We start from the raw sequence: 21984 nt of genomic DNA, 5'->3' as shown, positions 1-21984 counted from the left end.
CCTGGAATCGTTCCTTAGAGAAGGACTTCTTTATTTTCCAGGATGAAGAGACAAATCGTGCAGGACGGGCAGAAACAGTATTTCTTGCCTTCGGCCTTCAGGTCGTGGGCCTTTTTTGCAAGCTGGGCTGCCGTTTCTTCACCGAAGATCTTCTTACCTGCAGCAGATTCAAAGAACGGAATGACGTCATCAAGGGTGTTGATGTCTTCTCCCACTTCCTTTAAGAGCTTAGTGTTCATTTCCTGCTGACGGTCCGTACCAACAGCTGCGAGCCATTCCATACAGACGGCTTTCAGTTCAGGACAGGTGGAAGGCAGCGTGCAAAGTTCTTCCACCTTGGATTTGATGGCAGCAAACGTAACGGTTGACATGGGACTCCCCTCCTTATTGTTGTAGATACACTTTCATTCTACCATGAAGCGTTGTCAATGACAAGGTGGCGGAAAGTTGGATCCCGATAAAAACTAGACTGATAATTATGTAGAACATGCCATTACTTCCAATGCCCAGCTTATTGAAGCGGAAGAGAAAGACAAAGAGTCTGTCGACCAAAAGACCGTAAGAGGAATCACAATCGTCCCGGGACGACCTGCGTACGTATTTTTCCTTTGAACTCGACTCGAAGAGCCGATTCGCCTTTGCCAAGGCGGATTTGCTTCCGCCGCCCTGAGGCAATGACCCAAGAGCAAAGGACAGTATGGCAAGGTCTTGATGGAAAAGACGGGTAACCGTGACCCTGACGCGCCTTTTTTGAAGGCTTGGTGCGAATTGGTGCGATGCGGCAACCACCTTTAAGCAGTTGTGTCTTTTCTCCATAAAAAAGAGACTGTGAAAAAAGGATTTCCCCATTTTTCACAGCCTCTATGAACTTATACTTTTTTCTTTAAAACACCCAGAAGGACCGCCCCAACGACGGAGCCTACAGCAAGGGATACGAGATACATGCCGGTATTTTGGACAACGCCAAAGACAAATATTCCGCCGTGCGGCGCGGGCACAGAGCAGCCAAAGTACATGCTGAGGGCCCCTGCTACCGCAGCACCAATGGCGCATGACGGGATGACCCTCATCGGATCTTCTGCAGCAAAAGGAATGGCCCCTTCCGTAATGAAAGCAAGACCCATGACAAAAGTCGAGACAAAGGACTTGCGATCTTTTTCCGTGAACTTGCTGCGGAAGCACTGCGTTGCAATGGCAATGGCTACGGGGGGCACCATGCCGCCTATCATGACAGCAGCCATGAAGGGGGATGAAACGGCGGACCCATCGGCGCCAGCAAGGGAAGCCGTGCCAAAAACATAGGCAGCCTTGTTGAGCGGCCCGCCAAAGTCAATGCTCATCATACCACCCAGGATAAAGCCCATGAGAACTTTGCTCGTGCCGCCCATATGAGCCAGGGAACCAGTCACCCACTGATTAAAGGAAGCCATGACAGGGTTGATGACGCCAGCCATGAGAGCCCCAATGAGAAGGAGACCGATGACGGGATAGATGAGAATTGGTTTCAGGCTTTCCAGAGACTGAGGCAAACCGCTTACGAGTTTCTTTAATAGAAGAATGAGGTAGCCGGCTGCAAAACCGCCGATAAGCGCCCCAAAAAAACCACTGCCGCCCGCACTTGCAAGGGCGCCGGCCATGATACCGACAAGAAGACCCGGCCTGTCGGCAATGCTCTGACTAATGAAGCCTGCGAGCATGGGCATCATGAAGCCAAAGGCCATGCTCCCCGTATTTTTGAGGAAGGCCGCAAAAGGCGTGCTGTTCCCGAACTGGGCCGTCCCCGCAGCACTCATATCAGCAAGGAAGGCAAGGGCGATGAGGATGCCCCCGCCAATGACAAAGGGCAGCATATGGGAAACGCCGTCCATAAGGTGCTTATAGATCTTACGGGCACCGCTTTCTGCGGCTTCTTCCGCTGCGGTTTTACTTCCGCCGGTCTCCCCTTCAAAAATGGGGACCTTCCCCGAAAGGGCTTCATCAAGGAGGGCATCCGCTTTATTGATACCGTCCGCAACCTTTACGATGACGACACGTTTTCCCTTGAAGCGGTTCATGGGAACGTACTTATCAGCAGCGACGATGATGCCTTCCGCCCCTTCGATTTCTTCAGCCGTGAGGGCATGCTTGATGCCGCTTTGGCCGTTGGTCTCAACTTTGATGGAAATACCCTTTTTGGCCGCATGCTGCTCCAGGCTTTCGGCCGCCATATAAGTGTGAGCAATGCCCGTCGGGCAGGCTGTGACGGCAAGGACCTGATAGGGTGCCTTCTTATCCCCTGCCACAGCAGGAGTGGCTTCTTCTGCCGGCTCTTCGTCAGCAAACTTTTCCGCTTCAGCTTTTGTGATGAGAGCAAAAAGTTCGTCCTCACTTGTTACAGCCATGAGACCATTAATAAAATCAGGGTCCATGAGGAGCGTCGACAGGCGGCTCAATACGTCCAAATGGACGTTGTCCTTACTGTCCGGTGCGGCAATGAGGAAAAAGAGTTTTGCTGGCTGTCCGTCGAGGGAATCAAATTCCACGCCATCAAGGCAGCGCATAAAGGCAAGACCAGGACGTGTGACAGCACTCGTCTTGGCATGAGGAATGGCAACGCCCTCGCCAACACCTGTACTGCCCTCTTCTTCCCGCTTAAGAACGCAGGCTTCGTACGTTTCCACATCGGCGACGTTTCCTTGTTTGGCCATGAGACCCACCAAGGTATGGAGGGCGTCTTTTTTGTCAGTGGCGTGACCTTCTAAGAGGACACTCTCTTTTTTGAGCAGATCCGTGATTTTCATGTCATTCTCCCTTTTCAATCAGTTCTTTCATCGCCGCTTGACTTGCTAAATGCATTGTAAAGGCCGTGGCACTGCCAGCGCAGATGCCCCAATGGAGAGCCTTTGCATAATCACCGGTCTTTTCGTACCCTGCGAGAAAACCTGCGACCATACTGTCACCGGCACCAACTGTATTGAGGACTTTTCCCTTTGGGGCCCTGTGGTGATGAGCATGGCCTTTTTCATCGATAAGAAGGGCACCCTCTCCGCCTAAGGAGACAAGGACATTCCGCGCTCCCAGCTGCTGCATCTGCTGCGCCGCGATTTCGATGGCAGAAAGACCATCAAGCTTTTTACCTACGATTTCCTCGAGTTCTTCTAGATTGGGTTTTACGAGGAAGGGGTGATAGGGCAGCGCTTTTGTAAGAAGCATGCCCGTTGCATCGATAACGCAGCGTGTGCCGCGGGCTTCCATCCTCGCTGCAAGATCTGCGTAGAGCGTATCGGCAGCTTTTTTAGGTGCACTCCCGGAAAGGACGAGGGTATCATCTTTTCCGAGACCTTCAAGACGGGTTGTAAGGTCAGCTAATTCCTTTTCCGCCACTTCTGGTCCGGCGCCGTTAATAGCCGTCTCTTCCTTTCCCCGCACTTTCACGTTGATGCGGGTAAAGCCTTTTTCAACCGAAAGAAGCTGAGCCTTGATGCCTTCTTTTTGGACAAGGTGCTCCAGGTTTTCCCCTGTAAAGCCCGCTTTGAAGCCAATTACCGTTGTCTCGGCGCCGAGACGGGAAAGGATGATGGACACGTTGATGCCCTTGCCGCCGGGGTAAATGGCTTCCTTCGTGCTTCGGTTGATGGCGCCAACCGTAAGGTTTTCCACGTCCACAATATAGTCAAGGGACGGATTGAGTGTTACCGTATAGATCATGGCTGTTTCCTTTCTTCCACAAGGTCCCTGAAATTCATGACATGAATGGAAAGAGCTTCACAAATGGAGCGATTTCCCTCGTCGGTCACAGCCGCAAGTTCCGTTTCAAAGCTGTGGTCCCAGTGCGCATCGGCACTAAGAATGGCGTCATCAAGACCAGGATGGACCATGATTTCCGTTACCCCTTGATAATGACTTAAAAGGATCTGTCGGATGGTCTTTTTATCCACGGCCCGTCCTGCTACGATGCCGCCAAAGGCATCAGGCACGACAAGCTGAAAGGCTTTAGCCTTCTTTCGTGCCCGTTCGGCAAGAACGTGAAGCCCCGTACGGCCAATTTGTTCGCCCAGGTTCTTAAGCGTCGTCTGACGCAAATCCACGGGGATGGAAGGAATTCGCATGGCAGGGATCATATAGCGGGCGCACAGGTCAAGGGCCACATCGATAAGGCCAGGCAGGACATGCATATGCTGATGACTGTCCACATGGGTCGGAATGAGGCCGGAAGCAAGAAACTTCTCAATCTGGGCTTCCCACTCGTGGCGCACATCGCTCATCCGGATTTTCCCTTTCGCATAGGCTTTGACAAAGGCCCCGTGGTCTGCGTAAAAGCGGCCCGTCTTGGGGTCAATGAGGGAAGGAATCTGTTTTGGCGCTAGGATCGGCGTACCATCCACAACGGTCAAATGAACCCCGACACCGAGTTCAGGCAGCTCCTTGGCTGTCTTTACAGCATCAGCAAAGGCATTCCCCATGACCATAAGGGTTGCCGAACGGATAAGCCCATTTTGGCAGCCTTCCCGAACGGCTCCATTGATGAGCTCGTGACGGCCAAAATCATCGGCATTCACAATGATTCCTATCTTGTTCACAGCAGCAAATTCCTCTTTTCTATGGCGGACCCATGCCCGCTTTGATAAACCACAAAATTTTACCATAAATTGAAGCGTCCTTGCAACGCAGGAAGGGAAAAGCCCTTACCTATCCATGTCCGAAAACCGCGAGCTTTTTTCGTGGAATCGTGGTATAGTGTGAAAAAAGGAGGTGTTCCCCGCTTATGAAGTTACCCGTCAAAGAAGCCTATGAGGCCTACCGCAGCCGCGACACGTCCTACGACGGTGTGCTTTTTGTTGGAATCAAATCAACGGGCATCTACTGCCGGCCCATTTGTCCGGCCCGACGGGCCAGTGCAAAAAACTGTGATTTTTTTGAAAGCGCGGCCGAGGCGGAAGCAGCAGGCTATCGGCCCTGCCTCGTCTGCCACCCGGAACGGCCTTCCTTTTCAGCAAGCCTTCTAGGAACGGACAGCCTTGCGGAAAAGATGGGCGCTTACCTGTGGTCCCACGCCAGCACCCCTCTTTCCCTTGAAGGAATGGCAGCGCGTTTTGGCTATTCAAGTCGCCACATGCGCCGTGCCTTTTGGGACCGTTTCCACGTAACACCCGTGACTTATCTTGAAACCTGTCGCCTGCTTCTTGCCAAAGCCCTGCTCCAGGATTCGTCCCTTTCCATTGCAGAGATTACCCTCGCTTCAGGATTTGGCAGCACCAGGCGACTGAATGAACTTTTTCAGGAACGGTACCACTTGACGCCGACAGCCCTGCGCCGACTGGACTCGTCCCATCCTGCATTGGGGACGCTCTCGCTCACCCTCACCTATCGCCCGCCCTATCTTGCGTCGCCGCTTTTTGACTTTTTGAAAGGGCGTGCCATGAAAGGCATCGAGACCGTTTCGGAAGGCATCTATAAGCGTACCGTAACCCTTGCAGGGGAAAAAGGAGCGCGTTATCATGGAATCATTTCCGTTTCGCCCAACAAAAAGTGCAATGCCCTCACCCTGACCCTTTCGGACTCGCTGCTTCCCGTTCTCTCAGATGTTATCTTTCGCGTATCCCGGCAGTTTGACCTGGCAGCTTTTCCGGAAACCATTGCCGCCGTGCTTTACGCCATGAATGATGGGGTTCCCGGCACTTTTGCAGAAGGAATCCGCATTCCCGGAGCCTTTGACGGTTTTGAAACGGCTGTGCGGGCCATCTTAGGTCAGCAGATTACAGTGAAAGCGGCAAGTACTCTTGCCGCGCGTTTTGTGGCAGTCTTGGGAACACCTATTGAAACAGGCCATCCCGGTCTCACCCACCTTTTCCCCACACCGGAAAAGATCCTTTCCTATGGAGAAAGCCTCTCTGATGAATTGGGAAAACTCGGCATCATCTCCTCGAAATCCGCGTCCATAAGGGCCCTCGCGCAGGCCCTTATGGACGGTTCCCTGCGCCTTGACGGTACCAGAAGCCGAGAGGAAACAAAAAAAGCACTCCTAGCGCTTAAAGGCATTGGCCGTTGGACAAGTGACTATATAGCCATGCGTGTCCTCAAAGACCCGGATATTTTTCTTGAGACCGATGCCGGTATCAAGCATGCTCTGCCGGGAACAACGCCAAAAGAGCGCCTGACCCTTGCCGAAGCGTGGCGGCCTTTCAGAAGTTATGCGACCGTGAGCCTATGGCGCTAAGGAAAAGAAAGGAAGAACGATGATCTATCAAGCCATATACGACTCCCCCTTGGGAGATATTTCCGTCCAAAGTGACGGGAAAAATGTGACGGCCCTTTATTTTGTGGGCCAGCGCTATGACGGAACCATGGAAGAGGGCTCCTTTGAATCCTTGGAATCGCTGCCCCTTTGGAAAACCGTTAAGACCTATCTAATGTGCTACTTTAAGGGTAAGCAGCCAGATCCAGGAATGCTCCCCTTGGCACCGAAAGGAACAGCCTTCCAAAAAAGGGTATGGCAAAAGCTCCTTGCCATCCCTTATGGTAACGTTACGACCTACGGCGCCATTGCAGCAGAAATTGCAAAAGAAGATGGGAAACCCCACTTCTCCGCCCAAGCCGTGGGAAACGCCGTTGGACGGAATCCCATTTCCATCATCATCCCTTGCCACCGAGTGATTGGAAAGGATGGCTCGCTGACAGGATATGCGGGAGGAATAGAAAGGAAGAAGTGGCTGCTGGAGAGAGAAAATCAGCCCAAAAATCGGGCTGACTAAAAGACTATTTAGACTGCCAAGTTGACCTTTCAGGACCTAATCCCTGAAAGGCGGTCTCGAGCCTGCGGCTTTTGCTGTCGTTCTGAAGAGGACTAGAGGCCGCTGGGGGCTTTGATGCTGTAATGCTAAAAAATCGCGAGGCCAATGCCAAACCGTGTCCCTACGGGACTGGGCGCCGAATTAAATTCGTTCGGAAACATGTCCCTGCGCTCTTCCACTGGCGATCCAAAGCGAGCTTGGGACTCGGGCGAATGGTCCTCACTATCGTTCGCTGGGAAACGTCACTGTGCGTCCTCATCCATCACCAAAACCGAGAAATGTTGATGATGCCAGCTTGTAGAAATGTCCCGGTTTGGGTCCCCCGCCTTGGCAAAGGCGGATCGACTGCACGAGTCGAGCTCAGAGGGAAAACACGAACGCAGGTTGTTCCAGATTCGGTCGTGATTTCTGTATAAAAATCAATTTCTGAAGAACAAAAATATAAACGAAGAGTCCTAAACCGAACCTGTATCTAAATTCGGTTTAGGACTTGTTTCATGGTCTTAAGCTTTACAATCGTTTTGATTTCTGGTCTTTCCGCCTTACCAAGGCAGGGGTATCCACCGAAAAGGCTTGCTTGCAGGAGTAGGGAATGGATGAGGAAGGCGATTTTTGCCCGACGTCTCATCACGAGCGGCTAGCGAGGATCATTTTTCAATGGGCCAAAGCCGCAAATCGCAAGACGCTGTAGAAGCGATTCGGCTGCAGGACCGTGTGATTGAAAAATCAATTCGGCGCCCTCCCGTAGAGCGATTTGGCCCGCCCGTTCCATTCTTTTCTTCCAATTGCTTTTTGTAAATTCGGTTCAGATGGATCCAGGTACGAGGAGCCCGCGGCCTCCGCGACGAGTCAAACCTGAGACGCCAGCAATCCGCTAGCGCAGCGACGCAAGAGCTGTTGCGCGAAGGTTCTCCGAAGCGGCAACGCGTAAGTTTCCTTGCGGCCAGAGGCCGGTACGTTGAGGAAATGGAGGTCGCCAGCAACATTGTAGATAGGCCCATATGGCACGAAGATTGCAAAAAGATTCCGCTTTGATAAGCTAGGCACTGGAGGTAACGGCACATAGTTAGGAAAGGAAGCGCCCAGGCAATAGCTATCCCCTACCGTGAAACGTTCCGTTGTACGATATGCCATGAGTCCGTTGCTTCAGATTAATTTTTCTCAAAGCAATGGACTCACGTACTTCATCAAATCAGCCCAATTTTTTGGCTGACTCAAAAGGGACGGACGGAGGCATATTTCGGGCGACTTTAACATAAGATTATGGTACGTATCATGTTACGACGGGACATGCCATCATTGGCATAAGATCAATCATTTAAAATCCAATGATGACACGTAACTGCATCGAATCAGAGCAATTTTTGTTCCGAGTTCTATTTAATTTTAATCTGACTGCTAATGATTCCCATCAGCATAAACAAGCAACCCACCAATTCCCTTCCGGACAGGATTTCCCCCAAGATTAGCCAGCCGCCGATGACGCTGAAGACAGTTTCCGAACTTAAAAGCAGTGACGCTTCGGTCGGTCCCACGCCGCGCTGCCCGATAAACTGGAAGGAATAAGCAAGGCCGCCGCCCAAAAAGCCGCAGTACAAGATTGGCCAAAGGGCTGCCTCAATATGATTCAGGGTAATGACTTCGCCAGCAAGCTGACTTAAGACAAGGTTGTAGATGCTGGCAAAAAAGAATTCCACGGCAACGAGGGTAAACCCTGCGTAATGAACAGCCCAGCGGTCCACAAGCAGGATATAGATAGACCAGACGACGGAACAAATGGCAATCAGGATATCACCGCGGTTAAAAGAAGCTCCATCCGTAGGATACGCAAGAAAATACATACCGATCATGGCAAGGAGGCTCCCGATGATAGCAGTCCGACGAAGGGGCTGCCCCACAAAGTAGGCAAAAAACGGCACGATGACGATATAAAGGCTCGTAATGAACCCCGCCTTGCCCGCTGTCGTGTAGAACATTCCCAGTTGCTGAAAACCGGTCCCCGCCGTAAGGAAGATGGCAAGGATTGCCGCCGCTAGGACAAGAGAAAAAGGCTTTTTTTCTCCGTCGATGGCATGGTTATGATACCGCTGTTCCCAATAGACAATGGGCAGCATGGATAAAAAGCCCGCAAGATAGCGGACACCCATAAAGGAAAAAGCCCCGAGAAACTGTGTGCTGATGCGCTGGGCTGACAGCGTGCCGCCCCATAGGAGTGCAGCCGCTAAAAGAAGAATACGATCCATAAATAACGGTCCTTTCTATTTCATACCCTTTTATTATACGAAATGAAAAGGAGAGCGTCCACAGACTTTAAGAAAATTCCTTCACCATAACGATTTCTTCCTCCGTTTCCCCTTTGACGACAGTCAGAGATTCAAAGCCCAGTTTTTTGTAGAGAAACCGTGCCGGATTCGAGACCTGGACCGAAAGGGAAAGGGCCGGATAGCCAATGAGCTTTGCCTCTTTCATGAGTTTTGTCAGAAGCCTAGTGCCCAATCCTTTGCCCCTATGGGACGCACTGATGGAAAGGACAAGGGAAGGAATTTCCTTATTGATATGGGAATAATCTTTCATGATGCGGGCCCATACCGTGCCAATCACATGATGCTTCCACTCCGCTGCAAAACCAAAATCAGAAGCTTTTTGCCCAAACCCATGGGTATAAAGTCGCAGTTCGGGCATATTTAGGATCTTTTTGGACGGCTTCTTCCGTCCTTTGGGAACATAAATTGTTTCATATAGAAAATCGGGCAGCAGCGTATAATCCCGTTTTTCCAGGGGACGAATATGGTAATCCATGATGAACTCCTTTTTCTCAAAAGGTGCCACAAAAAAAGAGCACCTGAAAGACTCGGGTGCTCCCTGCTCCATTGATCTTACCTGTGATGACAGCCGACCTCATGGTGGTCATGATGGTCGCAGGCACGTGGCTCATTTGAATACACAAGATTCCCCGCTAAAAAAGCCGCGGCAGCGTCGTCACATAAACCGGTCACGCCGGTATAAAAGTTGATTTTTTCCGCGCCCAAGGCCTGTCTTGCGCCTTCACCGATACCGCCGCAAAGGACCGTATCCACACCGGCTTCCCGCAGAAAGCCGCTCAGCGCGCCATGGCCCTGGCCCATCGTGGACAGAAGGGCGGACGAGACAATAGCACCGTGATCAATATCGTAGACTTTAAAGGTTTCCGTCCGGCCAAAATGCTGGAACACGGAACCTTCTTCATAGGGAACAGCAACACGCATAATATCAAGTCCTTTCTGTTTTACAAAATCATTGCCTCGTAAAGCGGTTTCCTTGAGCTTGTAGTGGCCTCCGGCAATGACAAGTTTCTTGCCGCTTATAAGACAGTCAGCAAGGATGAAACGGGCATGGTCGTACATATCCGTCACCGTTGTCCGCGCAACCTGCATATTGTCAGCACAAGCCTGTTGCGTCAAATGTTCATAATCGATAAGACGGATGGTCTCAAATTCCTCGATGGAAAGAAAGACTGTCTCTGGGTGCTCCCCTTCTTCGGGGACAAAGCTATTCCACTCGGGATAAGTCCCTACCCTGCGGCTCCGTTTCGTTCTGCCCATGCATGGGCCTCCTTTTCTTTTTCTGACATATGTCATATAATACCATTATTTCTGACATTTGTCAAAAATAATGGTGATTACTCCTTCCCTTGACGAAAGAGTTTATTTTTAGGTGGATAGAGGCCTTTACGAAAGGTATCCATCATCGTTGCCGTTAGGGTAATGGTTTGAAGTTCCTCTTTTTGGAGCATCTCCGCATCCATCCATTCTGCTGTGGCAAGCTCCCTGTGATCCACATGGATGGTCGGATCCCCATCGACTTCACAGAAGTACCCCAAGAGCAGATCTGATTCAAAGCCCCAGGGCTGGGTAGCAAAGTAGGTGATGTTCTTTACTTTAAGGCCCACCTCTTCCATAACTTCCCGGCGCACCGTGTCTTCACCGGTCTCACCAATTTCAACAAAACCGGCAATAAGGGCGAGACCGCCATAAGCCCGGCCGGCATAGCGGCTTGTAAGAAGCTTTCCCTCGTGGATGACGCCGACAATAACGGCAGGCATAATCTTAGGATAGACCACATGCTCACAGCTGGGGCAGCGCATGGCCCGTTCTACTGTATCATGGACCATCTCATGGCCGCAGACTCCGCAGAACCGATTGTCCCGGTACCAGCGGTACAGATGATAGGCCGTCTCTCCCGCAAAGCAGAGGGCCTGAGGACAGGCCAAGCGGAATTTGCGGACGATTTCATAGGAAAAGCGCGCCTTCTGAAGCGGCTCCTTCCCCATCCAAAGGTAATAAGACCGTTCCCCAATGCGAAAAAGATACTGCAAATGGGGAAGCTCTGCCTCCTTTAGCGACCCAACAAGGGGTACCTCGATTCCTTCCTCGCCTTCCCGAAGAAGGGTCTTGCCGCCATCAAAGGAAAAGACAATGTCTTCTTTCTGGGGTGGCACCGGCATATATTCATTACGGAAAAGACCTTGATCAATATCCTGCAGCATAAGGATTCTCCTTTACATTGAAATCAGATACATGCTTATGATACATGAAAAGAAGGAAATTTGGAAGGCGGCTATCAAGCTGTCTATTCAGGCATGGGCCCTGAATGGCTGTCTCGAGCCTGCGGCTCTCACTGTCGAGCGAAGGATTGCATGGAAAAGGCTATGGTACTGTGACGCTGGGGTACTTTGATACTAAAAGACCATAAGGAGAAAGACCGTGATGCCGACGCCAAACCATGTCCCTGCGGTACTGGGCGCCAACCAAATTTTTCGATAACAGGGTTTTGCGGTCTGCCGGCACGGCTAAGGCCATGCCTTAAGGCAGCCTTGAACCATCGAAAAATGTTCTTCGCTTACCGCTCGTAATGTAACGTCGCCGCGCTCCTCACCCTCCACCGAAAGGGAGCGGATTGGCGCTATGCGTCAATTGTGTTGTCGAAGGGTACGTTTCTTGTCGGAAGGAGGAGCTTGTAAGGCAAATACAAAGAAATTCTAAGGCAAAAGACCGTAGCGGTCCGCCCAGTCCCGTAGGAACACGATTTGTCGTTGCTCCTTTGGTCTTTTTTATTTTCATTTGCTTTTTTCACATATGGCCTAGACGTAGTCGGATGCTAGGAGCACCCGGCCTCATCGACGACGGCGGACCTGAGACACCAGCAATCCGCTAGCGCAGCGACGCGGAATCTGTTGCGCAAAGGTTCTCCGAAGCGGCGCCACCAAAAACAAATCGGCGACGCGCGAGTTTCCTTGCGGCCAGAGGCCGATACGTCGAGGCGATTGAGGTCGTTGGCGACAACGCAGATGGCCGCGTATAGGTCCATAGGCTGAAAAAAGCTTCTTGCCTGATGAGCTGGGCGCTGGAGGTGACGACAAAAGGTTAGGAGGGGAAGCGCCCAGGCGTCATCTATCGTAAATCGTGAGATGGTCCATCTTACGATAGGTCATGAGCCTATTGCTTTAGATTCATCTTTACTTAAAGCAATGAGCTCACGTCTACATCAACTCAGCCCAATTTTTGGGCTGAGTAAAAACTAAAAAAGCCTTCAGGATTGCTCCTGAAGGCTTATCATCCAATATGGCGGAGTGGCAGGGATTTGAACCCTGGCGAGGTTTAACCCTCCTAACGATTTAGCAAACCGTCCTCTTCAGCCACTTGAGTACCACTCCGTTAAAACAGCTGACTGTGATATCTTACACAATTTTTAGGGGAATGTCAAGAACATTTTAGAATTTTTCAGTGATCCTCATCCCAAGCATTGATGATGACCGGTTCTTCTTCAAGCATCTTGCGCTGTGCTTCCGTCAAGTGCTTTTTATGGATAACGGCTTCGTATACAAAGTCCTCGAAATATTTCTCGGAACAGACGAAATAACCGCCGTCGCCTACATCCTTGCCCCAGGAATTTTCAATTTTCCAGCGGTCGGGCACACCTGTCTCATCAAAATGAACGCCTACAAGGATCATGGCATGCGTTGCCGAACTGCTGTTATACTCGAGGCGCCTGCCTTTGGGCATAGCTGTTGAAAATCCGCCCAAAAGGGCCTCGCAGCAAACGCTCTCAGGATCCCAAACGCCTTCCTTCCGCGCTCCATAAGCCCCAGCATCGCAGGCAAACCAAATGGCATCTCCAGCTTCAAGCTGTTTGACGCAGAGCGCTTCCATCTCTTTTTGCGGCAAATTAAGTGCCAGCATATCGCGGCCCACCATGTTTTCCACTCCATGGAACTGGATGGGTTTATTAAGAGGCATGATCTCCGTCGGTTCATTGACAATGGCTACGTAATCCCGGAGCGAACCTTCGACATATTGATGATAAAAATCAAGAGGCGTCAGATTCCGTTCCTCATGATAGACCTTGTCCTTGTCTCGATAGGAAAAATCAAAGGTCTGGACCGGTTCACCAAAAGCAATGCACTGGGCATCGTAGATTTCCTGCATCATTTCCTTCTTACGGGCATAAGGATCCTTTCCGGCAAGAACGAGTTCCCGCAGTTCCCAGGCGTCTTTGCGCACAAGGCGATTGATGGTGCTCACAAAGCGAGCCGTATGACTTGACTGGTACGTTTCCGGCTGGACCTGTTTGGGGACAACACCGTATTTTTCCACGAGATCAACGGCTTCGCACCAGTATCCTCCATCGGCAACGCCCTGGAGCACATACTGCATGAGCTCCCCCTTAATGGGTTCATGGGCATGGTCGATGACCATCTGCAGAACGTTATTGGATTTTTCCAGCTTATCATAAAAAGAAAGGTAGTTCTGAGAAAGCTCAAATTCATCAAGCTTGCATTTTTCCGCCACCTTTTCGCGGAGGATGTTTAGGGCCGCAAACAGCCAGCATCGACCGGACTGTTCCTGGGCCGTAATGCCGCGGGTCTTTACTTCCACGGAAAAAGCGCCTTTAAGGGCCGCCCCTTTAAGCGGCACGTAGGAAAGGTCCGCCATATCGGTTTTATAAAGCATTGTATGAAGGGTCTGTGCCCCGTCTTTTTGGGCATAGGACCGGCTAAACTCCTGAAGAAGGTCGGGGGTCAGTTCTTTCATGGGATTCATCCTTTCTGCATTCCTTTGTTTTAAGGCTGCTATCCTATTATACCATATGAAGGAGGTCAATATTTTGGCTCAGCGCACAAATTGCACCGTTTAGTTGCCGTTACATAACAAAAATCCCGAAGCAGGGCGTCTCCCCTGCTCCGGGTTCTATGATGAAGTTAAGGCTGCCCGCTTCCTGCCTTTATTTTCGGCACGTAAAAGCACAGGGCAACAAGGGTCGCACCTACAGCAAGGACGGCACCGGCAAAGCCGATGTAGGACAGCAGGTCCCTTGAAACAAGGTGTCCACCAAGCCAGGTGCCGCTTGCAATCCCCACGTTGAAAATGCCCGAATAAATAGCCATGGCAACAGGCGCTGCCGCTTGGGGGCAGCCACGGATGAGTTCGGCCTGCATAGTGGTCCCGAACATGGTAAAGATCATGCCAAAGACCATGCAGCAAAGGAGCATAGTCGGGCGGAAGGACGCTGCCGGCAAAAAGAGCACCATGACCGCAAGAAGGGCCCCCAGTTCAAAGTAAAATACGGGCTGGCGGCGCGCTTCATAAAAGCGGGAAAAGACAGCACTGCCGCCGATGCCGCAGACACCAAGGAAGACAAGTGTCCACGTAATGCCTTGGGCCGAGAAATGGGCCACCGTTTCAAGAAAGGGCTCGATGTAGCTGTAGACCGTGAAATAGGATCCTGCATACAGAAGGGCCAGGAAGGACACACCCATGACAATGGGATTTCGCAAAAGGCCGGGCAGGTCATGGAGCGTAAAGGGCGCCCCTTGCGTCAGCACAGGGAAGATACGCCACAGATAGGCCATGTCCAATAGGGAAACAAAGGAAAGGAACAGGAAGGTCATGCGCCACCCAAGGGCAAGACCAATGAGCCGCCCCAAGGGGAGCCCCAAGATCATGGCAATGGATGTACCCGTTGCGACCATGGAAAGGGCAAAAGGCTGATGCCCCCGCGGCACAATCTGCGTTGCCAACGGGCCCACAATGGCCCAAAAGATCGAATGGGCACAGGCGACGACAATGCGGAAGGCGACGAGCATGGGGAAATTGACGGCAAGACCGGAGCCCGCCTGACCTATGACAAAAAGGGCCATGGTAAAAAGGAGGAGCCGTTTCGGTGCCATGCGGCACGTTGCCAGCATGAGGGGCAGGGAAAGGAACCCTACAAACCAGGCGTAGAGCGTGATCATGATGCCCGTGTGGCCCGGCGACATGCCGAAGGATTGGGAAATATCAAGGAGCAAGCCAATGGGCATAAATTCCGACGTATTGAACAAAAAGGCGGAAGCAGAGAGGCCCAGCAAAGGGTAAAGGGATGAAACAGGAATCGAAGTACGCATGATAATCTTCCTTTGAAAAAACGGACGGATCGGTTCCTTTGGTGCACCATGCCCGCAAGGAAGACCTGCCGTCCCGCAGCTTGATGTAACTGGATAGGAACGGAACGTGCTGTCCCTATCTAGGGTAAGCCATTAGCCAAGTGGATTACTAGGCTATACTACACCATTTTTACTAAAAGTGCCACTTTTTTCTCCGTAGTGACTACAATTTTTTCTCGAAAGATTTTTCTTTCCATGGGCTTTCCCGCGGCATTCCCAGGGTAAAAAAAGACTAAATGTATTTAATCCGCCTTAGGTTCCCTGCTCTGCTACTTATGAAATTCATTTTGCGGCGTACGTTTGAAGCCACTTCTCAAGCAATTCTGCAATCTCGTCACGATTTGCTTCTTCGAACATAAAATGAGAGTTTCCTTTGATGCCGAGCTTGGGCAAATGGACGACCGTACTCGTAAGTCCTTCTTTTTCATAGGCCGCTGTAAATGTATCGGCCGTTTCTGCCATGCGCTGCCACATAGCAGCTGCGGGAATGTCAGGAAGGTCATTTCCAATATAGTCCCCATAATAGAAGGTGACAGGGATTTTTTGCTCTGCCATGGCTTTATAAGCCGCACTGCCAGGCGCTGCAGCGCCGCCCGGTTCAATGGCGACAATGGCCGCTACATGAGGCGTGTAGCGTACCGTTTCCCAGCCCGGTCCGCCGCCCTGGGAATGGGTCACGAGGATGGACTTTTTCCCCGTCCGGTCGTAGATTTCATCAATGGCAGCAGCGACGGCCTTTGCGACAACATCCGTATCAATGGCCTGCTCACCGGCGGCGTTATCCATGCCCGTATCCGGTGTCATCTGCCGGAAGAACTGGTTCAGGGCCGCTTCTCCTTTGGGGAACTTGGAGTCCTTATTATATGTAAAGGCGCCATTTTTGTAGGTACCGATGCGAAACTGCGTATACCAAGTCTGGTCACTAGGGGTCGTCGTCATGGTGCCCGCCTTCCCTGTTGCCCCTGCCTCACCACGGCGCGGTTCATCAATAAGGTACACACTGTGACCGTGGCGCAAAAAGAAATCCGCCCAGCCCGGCTTGCCGTCCGGCGTCGCCATCCATCCCGTGCGGGACTGACCATAGCCATGGAGAAAGACCATGGGAAGGCCCGTTTCCTTTTGGGGCACTTCATAAAGGACATTGGCGTGGTCCACATGGGCCGTGGACCCTTCCCGCGACGTATAGTAGTGACTGATGTCAAAGGTTCCCGGAGAATGGAGCACGGTCCCGCCGGCAGAAAAGATGCCTTGTTCCTTGATCTGAAGGGATTCTGCCGCTTCTCCGAAAGAAACCGTGCCAAAAGTCATCACGGCCGCACTAAAAAGGGCCGCTGCAAGAAATTGCCTCTTTTTCATCCCTACCCTCCTTATCCATTTACCCGCTCATAGCGGATCCACAGCGCATCTTTTGCAAGGACTTCCACACCCTTTAAGATAAAGGCCGGGTTCTTCAAAAGGGGCGCCCCATCCATGGCTTCAAAAGAGGTTGCCCCCTTTTCCATTTCCGCGACGGGAACGATGACAAGACTCAGTTCATCAATAAGGCCCTCCCGCAGGAAGGTGCCGTTCGTGAGGCCGCCGCCGCTTAAGGCAATGCGGGAAATACCAAAAAGGTCCGCTAGTTTTTGCAGGATGACGGAGCCTTTAAGGCTATCCTCGCCGGCTACAATATAGGAGACGCCCACTTCCCGGAGATAGGAAAGATAAGCGCCGGAGACTTTTTCCGACACCACTTCAATGATGTGCTGACGGGGCCCTGTACCGCGCTGCAGGAAAGGCCGATGGTAGGCAAGCCTTCCCAGGGGATCGAGGACCACCTGAAAGCCCTCATTATCTGCCACTTCCGGGCTCACCCAATCCTTTTTGGGAAGGTCCTTTTTACCTGCAAGGACTGCCTCATTAAGTTTTCCCTCGCAGAAGGCTTCCATGGTCACCGCGCCAAAAACAATGGCGTCACAATGGTAGCCGCTGCGGATCTTACCCGTGCGGTCAAGGCCAGGTCCAGCCGCCGGATTATCAAAGAAGGCCCCATCGATCTTGCCGTTGAGGCTTGTCAGCATATGGCAGACCACAAAAGGTTTCTCCGTCATTTCAGTTCGCCCCCATCCTTAAAAGCCGTGCCGACTTTTTCGCCAAGGACGTGATAGGTACGATGGAAAGGTTCAAAGGAAAGGGGCGCGAACCGCGTCATATCAAGGTTTCCCTCAACATCAAGGGCACTTTCATCGATGCTTACATTTTCAATCTTGCCAATAAGGCTTCCGTCTTCGTTCACCTTAATGAGGGTGCACTCAAGGGCAACGGGGAGATCTATTACAAGGGGGGCGTCGACAAATTCACTTTTTACAACGTGGAAGCCCGATTTTTCCACTTTCTTTGGTTCATTTTTTGCTGACACAAGGCCCACGTAATCAGCGGAAACAAGATGTGCCTTATCAGCAAAGCTGATGGTAAAGGCTTTCTTTACCTTGATGTTTTCCGTTGTCTGATGACTTTGGCTAAGGCTCAAGATCACCTTATCTGCTTCATAAAGTCCGCCCCAAGCGGCGTTCATAAGGTCCGGCTTCCCCTTTTCATCGTAGGAACCAATGATGAGGACGGGCAGTGGATAAAAGAAAGGTTTCGTTCCAAGATTTTTACGCATAATAGTGCCTCCTATTGTCACTTAGTGAATCATACCGATTTATTTTTTGATGGCCGTACCGCCAAAAACCGCAGACATTTTCGTATGGCGCAGCTCTCCGTCAAGGGACGCCAGTTCTTCCGGCGTAAATCTAAGGGCTGCAGCGCCCAAGTTTTCTTCGAGACGGCTGCACTTCCGCGTCCCTGGAATGGGCACAATATAGGGCTTTTTCTCTAGCATCCAGGCAAGGGAAACCTGGGCCGGCGTGGCGTTTTTTTCGCGGGCGATCTTTTCGAGAAGGGCTACGAGGCCTGCATTTTCAGCCTGCCCTTCACTGGAAAATTGGGGCATGACGGAGCGGTAATCGCCTTTTTCCGTAAAGGCCGTGCCCTTTTTGTAGGCCGCCGTCAAAAAGCCGTTTGCAAGAGGCGAAAAAGCAACAAAGCCCACGCCCAGTTCCTCCAAGACGGGGAAAAGAGATTCATACCAGCGGGCCATCATGGAATAGCGGTTCTGGATGGCCGTCACCGGGCAGACCTTGTGGGCCCGACGCAGCGTTTCTTCGTCCACTTCGGAAAGGCCCCAATGGGTAATCTTTCCCTCATCAATAAGGTCCTTCACCGTTCCCGCCACTTCCTCAATAGGAATCTTGGGGTCGACGCGGTGCTGGTAGTACAGGTCGATATGGTCCGTCTGAAGCCGTTTTAGGGAGCCTTCCACGCTTTTGCGGATCGTTTCCGGACAAGAATCGACGATGAGCGGTTTATTGACGGACGGTGCGTCCCAGTCAAAACTGATGCCAAACTTCGTGGCAATCTTCACCTTGCTGCGATAGGGCTTTAAAGCAATCCCCAAAAGTTCTTCATTGTCGTGAGGGTTTTCTTCCGTGCCGTAGGATTCAGCCGTGTCAAAAAATGTGCAGCCAAGCTCGACGGCGCGCGCAATCAGTTCCGTCATTTCCTTGCGGTCACTAGGCGCGCCATAAGCATGGCTCATGCCCATACAGCCAAGACCGATGGCAGAAACTTCAAGGTCTTTTCCAAGCATCCTTTTTTTCATGATGATTCTTTCCTCCTCGGTTATTTTTTCATTTGTGCTTCCCAGAAGGCAACGGCCTTATCAAACCAGCCTTCTGACGCCGTTCCGGTGCCAAGACCAAAGCCATGGCCAAGGCCGGGATAATGATGGAATTCCGTGGGAATGCCAAGATTGCTTAGGATTTCCAACCGGCGCTGCATAACGCGCCAATTGGCGATGCCATCATCGTCACCAACCACGGCAAAGGTTGGCGGGTCATTTTTGGTGTAATCCGAATGGCCCGTGTACTCCATGATGACAGCCCCTGGACGAGGCAGGTCATTCCCGCCAAAAGCTGCGGGCCCGTAAGAGCCAAGGTAGGCCGCCATGCGGGCCCCTGCCGAACCGCCCCAAAGGGAATAGTCCTTGGTATCAACGCCCAGTTCATCCGCATGGGCAAAGATGAAGCTGATGGCCCGCGCCAGGTCTTCGCAGGCCGTTTGCGCGCCCGGCCGGTAGATGAGGGCAAAGGCGTTATAGCCCCGTTTAGAAAGCTCATAAGCATGGGGAAAACTATCGTGCATGGCGCCCACATAGATAAAGCCGCCGCCAGCGTTCACAACGGCAAAAGGAGCCCCTTTCCGGCCTTTGAAGAAAAAAAGGCCCGTGTCCTTTTTGCGGGGGTCCGCCGCCTTTTCGGCAACGCTGTAGATATCATAAAATACCGTTTCTTTTTGCTGCGCCCGCTCCCAAAGGTCATTGACAATGGCTGTCGTCTCCTTGGGGTCGATGTGACAGTACCAAATGAGTCGGAGGTCTTCCAAGGTGTGACCGTTCCAGTAGCCTGTATGAACGGGGAAAAGGAGCCGCCCGTAAGGTTTAAAAACAGGCGATTCCATAACCTCTTTGATGGGCGTCTTTTGCGTGAAATGTCCGTTCATCGTCGTGTTCCTTTCCTCTATGGTCTGCTCTTTTTGCGGCGCTTGGCTCGCCTGCATGTCCCCGCAGCCGGAACCAAAGAGCAGGAGTGCCGAAAGGGCAAGGATGCCAAAGGTTATCTTCATAGGGGATCCTCCTTTTCGCTTATGTCCCCATTATAAGAAAAGCGAGACCTCCACAGAAGTCTCGTTTCGCTTTGCAGTATGAACCTTTTCGTTAAAGCTCGTTTTTAGTAAACCTTTCCGTTATCTGCGCAAGGGCGTGCAAAAAGCGCTTTACTGGCGCCGAAGGCTTATGCCCGTAAAGGAGCCCATAAGGGACCGTGTAGTCCCACCTCACAGGAAGGATCTTAAGAAGAGGATGAACAGCTTCCCACTGAGGAACGGCCATAAGGAGGGCGTTCTTCCGGTCACATTCGTTAAAGGCTTCCGTATCATAAAAATCAAAGTCTATCAATTTGATTTCAGGATGCCCGTCCATGAGATCGTGACGCAGTTCATCCACATAATGGTTCCACCCTTCCCGAATGAGCATGAGCGCCTCGCCATGAAGGTCCTCTACGGTGAGAAAGTCCTTTCTCGCCAAGGGATGATGCAGGGAAAGGGCACAGCAAAGGGGGGTCCTTTTAAGTTCAAAACCCTGGCATCTCCGCAGGCGCAGCATCGTTTCGTCAAAAATCCCCGCCACAACATCAATATTGCGTCCTAAATGAGACAAGATTTCCCGCGCGTTTTCCGGCGTGTTTTCAAAAGGAATGACCTGGAATTTGATTCTTTGATCAAAGTCCTGCAACTGAGGCATCAAATCCACAAGGACCTGGGCCGGCGTCATGGGCGAAGACCCGATGCGGATGGTCTCTGCCCCCTGCTCCATGGCCCTCCGGGCCCGGACGATGGAATCCTTGCTGTACTGAATGACGTAACGGGCATCTTCGGCAAGGGAGGCCCCTGCTGCGGTGAGAAAAAGACCGCGGTGAGTCCGTAGAAAAAGCGAAAAGCCCAAGCTTTTTTCAAGGCCATTGATCTGTTTGATGACAGCAGGCGGAGAAATGTATAAAACTTCGGCCGCTTTATTGAAACTGCCATTGTCGGCAACGCACAAAAATGTCTCAAGACGCGGATCATACAAGATGGGATCCTCCCTTCTTACCGGTTTCTACTTCCTTTCATGATACAATGAGGACCGTACCGCGTCAAGAAAAGCCCCTTACCTCCTCACTGATTGAGAAAGCAAAGGGCCTGACAAGCAGGGTTTCAAGAAGCGTGGCCTTCTACTTCAGGAAAGATCCATAAAAAGGCTGTCAGAACATAAATCAAATAGACCGCAGGAACATAGATGTAGGCAAGCGGCACCGTAATGGCATAGCTTGTGACCGTGAGAAGGTTCCGTCTGTCCCCCGTCGCCACCGTCCAAAGGCTGTCCATTTGTCCTTTGGCGTGACGGATGGTCATATCAAGGGCTTGATAAGCGATGGCCGTAAGGAAAAGGACCCCACCATAAAGAGAAACGGGTACAGCGGCAAATCCTGTATTAGAAGCCCAGGCCGTAGCAAAAGGAATGAGGGACACAAAAAACATCCACAAAAGATTGGCCCACAGGCTTCGACCCTTGATGGTCTCCACGGACTGGAGCAGTCGGTGATGATTCACCCAGTAAATCCCAACATAGGTATAGCTGATAATGTAGCCAATGAACGTCGGAATAACGGCGCCAAGATCGCGCCAAGATTTTCCTTCCGGCGCCTCCATGGCAAGGACCATGATGGTGATGATGATGGCAAGGACGCCGTCACTGAACGCTTCCAGTCTATTTTTAGGCATGTTTCCTCCTAAAGAGTGAGATGATGATAAGGGTATTATACAGGAAAAAGACAGTGATTTAAAGTGGGCTGTCAGGCTGTCTTTTCAGGGCATCAGCCCTGAAAAGCTGTTTCGATCCGGCGGATCTAGCTGTCGAGCGAAAGATACTGAGGAAAAAGCTGTATTGCTGTGATGCTAAAAGACCGGAAGGGAAAAGACGGTGAAGCAAAAGAGTAAACGGCGGTACGCGCTGGTCACAATACTCAGCTCTAAGTCTAATAAATACTGATATGAACGTAATCTAAAGAGCTCCCAATCGAAAAAGTGGTTCTATAATTTATTTTGGGGCGCTAAAGTGACCGTCCAGATGCGTGT

General features: G+C 51.5%; 19 protein-coding genes and 1 tRNA gene. 2 read left to right on the top strand and 18 right to left on the bottom strand.

What is annotated here, in order from left to right:
- Window positions 1–14: 14 nt before the first annotated feature.
- From DW817_RS02785 to DW817_RS02765, 4 genes are all read right to left on the bottom strand, one after another.
- Window positions 15–371: a hypothetical protein gene (locus DW817_RS02785; RefSeq protein ID WP_009015463.1), complete on the bottom strand. Its 357-nt coding sequence runs from the start codon at window positions 369–371 to the stop codon at window positions 15–17.
- A gap of 498 nt (window positions 372–869) precedes the next feature.
- Window positions 870–2780 (bottom strand): PTS fructose transporter subunit IIABC, encoded by a 1911-nt coding sequence (locus DW817_RS02775; RefSeq protein WP_014128647.1) that lies wholly within the window; start codon window positions 2778–2780, stop codon window positions 870–872.
- A gap of 1 nt (window position 2781) precedes the next feature.
- The gene (gene pfkB, locus DW817_RS02770) at window positions 2782–3687 is read right to left on the bottom strand and encodes a 1-phosphofructokinase (RefSeq protein ID WP_009016157.1); all 906 of its coding nucleotides are present in this window, start codon (window positions 3685–3687) and stop codon (window positions 2782–2784) included.
- Window positions 3684–4559, bottom strand: coding sequence for a ChbG/HpnK family deacetylase (locus DW817_RS02765; protein WP_009016156.1), 876 nt, complete (start codon window positions 4557–4559; stop codon window positions 3684–3686). Before DW817_RS02765 ends, pfkB begins: the two co-directional genes overlap by 4 nt.
- Before the next feature lie 185 nt (window positions 4560–4744).
- Between DW817_RS02765 and DW817_RS02760 the strand changes: the two genes are divergently transcribed.
- Window positions 4745–6196: a DNA-3-methyladenine glycosylase 2 family protein gene (locus DW817_RS02760; protein ID WP_120110926.1), complete on the top strand. Its 1452-nt coding sequence runs from the start codon at window positions 4745–4747 to the stop codon at window positions 6194–6196.
- Window positions 6197–6215: 19 nt separating this feature from the next.
- Window positions 6216–6731, top strand: coding sequence for a methylated-DNA--[protein]-cysteine S-methyltransferase (locus DW817_RS02755; RefSeq protein WP_120110922.1), 516 nt, complete (start codon window positions 6216–6218; stop codon window positions 6729–6731).
- Window positions 6732–8146: 1415 nt separating this feature from the next.
- Here the strand turns inward: DW817_RS02755 and DW817_RS02745 are convergent.
- From DW817_RS02745 to DW817_RS02680, 14 genes are all read right to left on the bottom strand, one after another.
- Window positions 8147–9013 carry a DMT family transporter gene (locus DW817_RS02745; protein WP_009016153.1) on the bottom strand — a complete coding sequence of 289 codons (867 nt, stop codon included), beginning with the start codon at window positions 9011–9013 and terminating at the stop codon, window positions 8147–8149.
- 67 nt (window positions 9014–9080) lie between these two features.
- Window positions 9081–9569, bottom strand: coding sequence for an N-acetyltransferase (locus DW817_RS02740; protein ID WP_009016152.1), 489 nt, complete (start codon window positions 9567–9569; stop codon window positions 9081–9083).
- Between the two features lie 77 nt (window positions 9570–9646).
- Window positions 9647–10351 carry a DUF134 domain-containing protein gene (locus DW817_RS02735; protein WP_021737227.1) on the bottom strand — a complete coding sequence of 235 codons (705 nt, stop codon included), beginning with the start codon at window positions 10349–10351 and terminating at the stop codon, window positions 9647–9649.
- Window positions 10352–10428: 77 nt separating this feature from the next.
- Window positions 10429–11295, bottom strand: coding sequence for an NAD(+) diphosphatase (gene nudC, locus DW817_RS02730; protein WP_120110911.1), 867 nt, complete (start codon window positions 11293–11295; stop codon window positions 10429–10431).
- Window positions 11296–12371: 1076 nt separating this feature from the next.
- Window positions 12372–12462, bottom strand: a tRNA-Ser gene (locus DW817_RS02725).
- 67 nt (window positions 12463–12529) lie between these two features.
- Window positions 12530–13840 carry an aminopeptidase C gene (locus tag DW817_RS02720; RefSeq protein WP_016459494.1) on the bottom strand — a complete coding sequence of 437 codons (1311 nt, stop codon included), beginning with the start codon at window positions 13838–13840 and terminating at the stop codon, window positions 12530–12532.
- Between the two features lie 167 nt (window positions 13841–14007).
- Entirely contained in the window at window positions 14008–15192 is a 1185-nt protein-coding gene (locus DW817_RS02715; RefSeq protein ID WP_120110907.1) for an MFS transporter, read from the bottom strand.
- Between the two features lie 321 nt (window positions 15193–15513).
- On the bottom strand, window positions 15514–16587 hold the full coding sequence (locus DW817_RS02710) for an alpha/beta fold hydrolase (protein WP_009016147.1): 1074 nt from the start codon (window positions 16585–16587) through the stop codon (window positions 15514–15516).
- Window positions 16588–16598: 11 nt separating this feature from the next.
- Window positions 16599–17321 carry a dihydrofolate reductase family protein gene (locus DW817_RS02705; protein WP_009016146.1) on the bottom strand — a complete coding sequence of 241 codons (723 nt, stop codon included), beginning with the start codon at window positions 17319–17321 and terminating at the stop codon, window positions 16599–16601.
- Window positions 17318–17875 carry a flavin reductase family protein gene (locus tag DW817_RS02700; RefSeq protein ID WP_009016145.1) on the bottom strand — a complete coding sequence of 186 codons (558 nt, stop codon included), beginning with the start codon at window positions 17873–17875 and terminating at the stop codon, window positions 17318–17320. The genes DW817_RS02705 and DW817_RS02700 overlap by 4 nt, the downstream gene beginning before the upstream one ends.
- 39 nt (window positions 17876–17914) lie before the next feature.
- Entirely contained in the window at window positions 17915–18913 is a 999-nt protein-coding gene (locus tag DW817_RS02695) for an aldo/keto reductase (RefSeq protein WP_120110903.1), read from the bottom strand.
- A gap of 20 nt (window positions 18914–18933) precedes the next feature.
- Window positions 18934–19935 carry an alpha/beta hydrolase gene (locus DW817_RS02690; RefSeq protein WP_120110899.1) on the bottom strand — a complete coding sequence of 334 codons (1002 nt, stop codon included), beginning with the start codon at window positions 19933–19935 and terminating at the stop codon, window positions 18934–18936.
- A 91-nt stretch (window positions 19936–20026) separates the two neighbouring features.
- Window positions 20027–20938 carry a LysR family transcriptional regulator gene (locus DW817_RS02685; RefSeq protein WP_014128654.1) on the bottom strand — a complete coding sequence of 304 codons (912 nt, stop codon included), beginning with the start codon at window positions 20936–20938 and terminating at the stop codon, window positions 20027–20029.
- A 125-nt stretch (window positions 20939–21063) separates the two neighbouring features.
- The gene (locus DW817_RS02680) at window positions 21064–21630 is read right to left on the bottom strand and encodes a TMEM175 family protein (protein WP_120110896.1); all 567 of its coding nucleotides are present in this window, start codon (window positions 21628–21630) and stop codon (window positions 21064–21066) included.
- Window positions 21631–21984 lie beyond the last annotated feature (354 nt).

This window comes from Acidaminococcus sp. AM33-14BH, from assembly GCF_003603525.1.
Classification (GTDB): Bacteria; Bacillota; Negativicutes; order Acidaminococcales; family Acidaminococcaceae; genus Acidaminococcus; species Acidaminococcus intestini.
Note: the sequence above shows the minus strand (reverse complement) of the source record. Positions and strands in the feature narration are given on the sequence as shown.

Bases quoted from the DNA above. Each gene is read 5' to 3' on its own strand.
- DW817_RS02785 (WP_009015463.1), bottom strand. From the start codon at position 371: ATGTCAACCGTTACGTTTGCTGCCATCAAATCCAAGGTGGAAGAACTT.
- DW817_RS02775 (WP_014128647.1), bottom strand. From the start codon at position 2,780: ATGAAAATCACGGATCTGCTCAAAAAAGAGAGTGTCCTCTTAGAAGGT.
- pfkB (WP_009016157.1), bottom strand. From the start codon at position 3,687: ATGATCTATACGGTAACACTCAATCCGTCCCTTGACTATATTGTGGAC.
- DW817_RS02760 (WP_120110926.1), top strand. From the start codon at position 4,745: ATGAAGTTACCCGTCAAAGAAGCCTATGAGGCCTACCGCAGCCGCGAC.
- DW817_RS02755 (WP_120110922.1), top strand. From the start codon at position 6,216: ATGATCTATCAAGCCATATACGACTCCCCCTTGGGAGATATTTCCGTC.
- DW817_RS02745 (WP_009016153.1), bottom strand. From the start codon at position 9,013: ATGGATCGTATTCTTCTTTTAGCGGCTGCACTCCTATGGGGCGGCACG.
- DW817_RS02740 (WP_009016152.1), bottom strand. From the start codon at position 9,569: ATGGATTACCATATTCGTCCCCTGGAAAAACGGGATTATACGCTGCTG.
- DW817_RS02735 (WP_021737227.1), bottom strand. From the start codon at position 10,351: ATGGGCAGAACGAAACGGAGCCGCAGGGTAGGGACTTATCCCGAGTGG.
- nudC (WP_120110911.1), bottom strand. From the start codon at position 11,295: ATGCTGCAGGATATTGATCAAGGTCTTTTCCGTAATGAATATATGCCG.
- DW817_RS02720 (WP_016459494.1), bottom strand. From the start codon at position 13,840: ATGAAAGAACTGACCCCCGACCTTCTTCAGGAGTTTAGCCGGTCCTAT.
- DW817_RS02715 (WP_120110907.1), bottom strand. From the start codon at position 15,192: ATGCGTACTTCGATTCCTGTTTCATCCCTTTACCCTTTGCTGGGCCTC.
- DW817_RS02710 (WP_009016147.1), bottom strand. From the start codon at position 16,587: ATGAAAAAGAGGCAATTTCTTGCAGCGGCCCTTTTTAGTGCGGCCGTG.
- DW817_RS02705 (WP_009016146.1), bottom strand. From the start codon at position 17,321: ATGACGGAGAAACCTTTTGTGGTCTGCCATATGCTGACAAGCCTCAAC.
- DW817_RS02700 (WP_009016145.1), bottom strand. From the start codon at position 17,875: ATGCGTAAAAATCTTGGAACGAAACCTTTCTTTTATCCACTGCCCGTC.
- DW817_RS02695 (WP_120110903.1), bottom strand. From the start codon at position 18,913: ATGAAAAAAAGGATGCTTGGAAAAGACCTTGAAGTTTCTGCCATCGGT.
- DW817_RS02690 (WP_120110899.1), bottom strand. From the start codon at position 19,935: ATGAAGATAACCTTTGGCATCCTTGCCCTTTCGGCACTCCTGCTCTTT.
- DW817_RS02680 (WP_120110896.1), bottom strand. From the start codon at position 21,630: ATGCCTAAAAATAGACTGGAAGCGTTCAGTGACGGCGTCCTTGCCATC.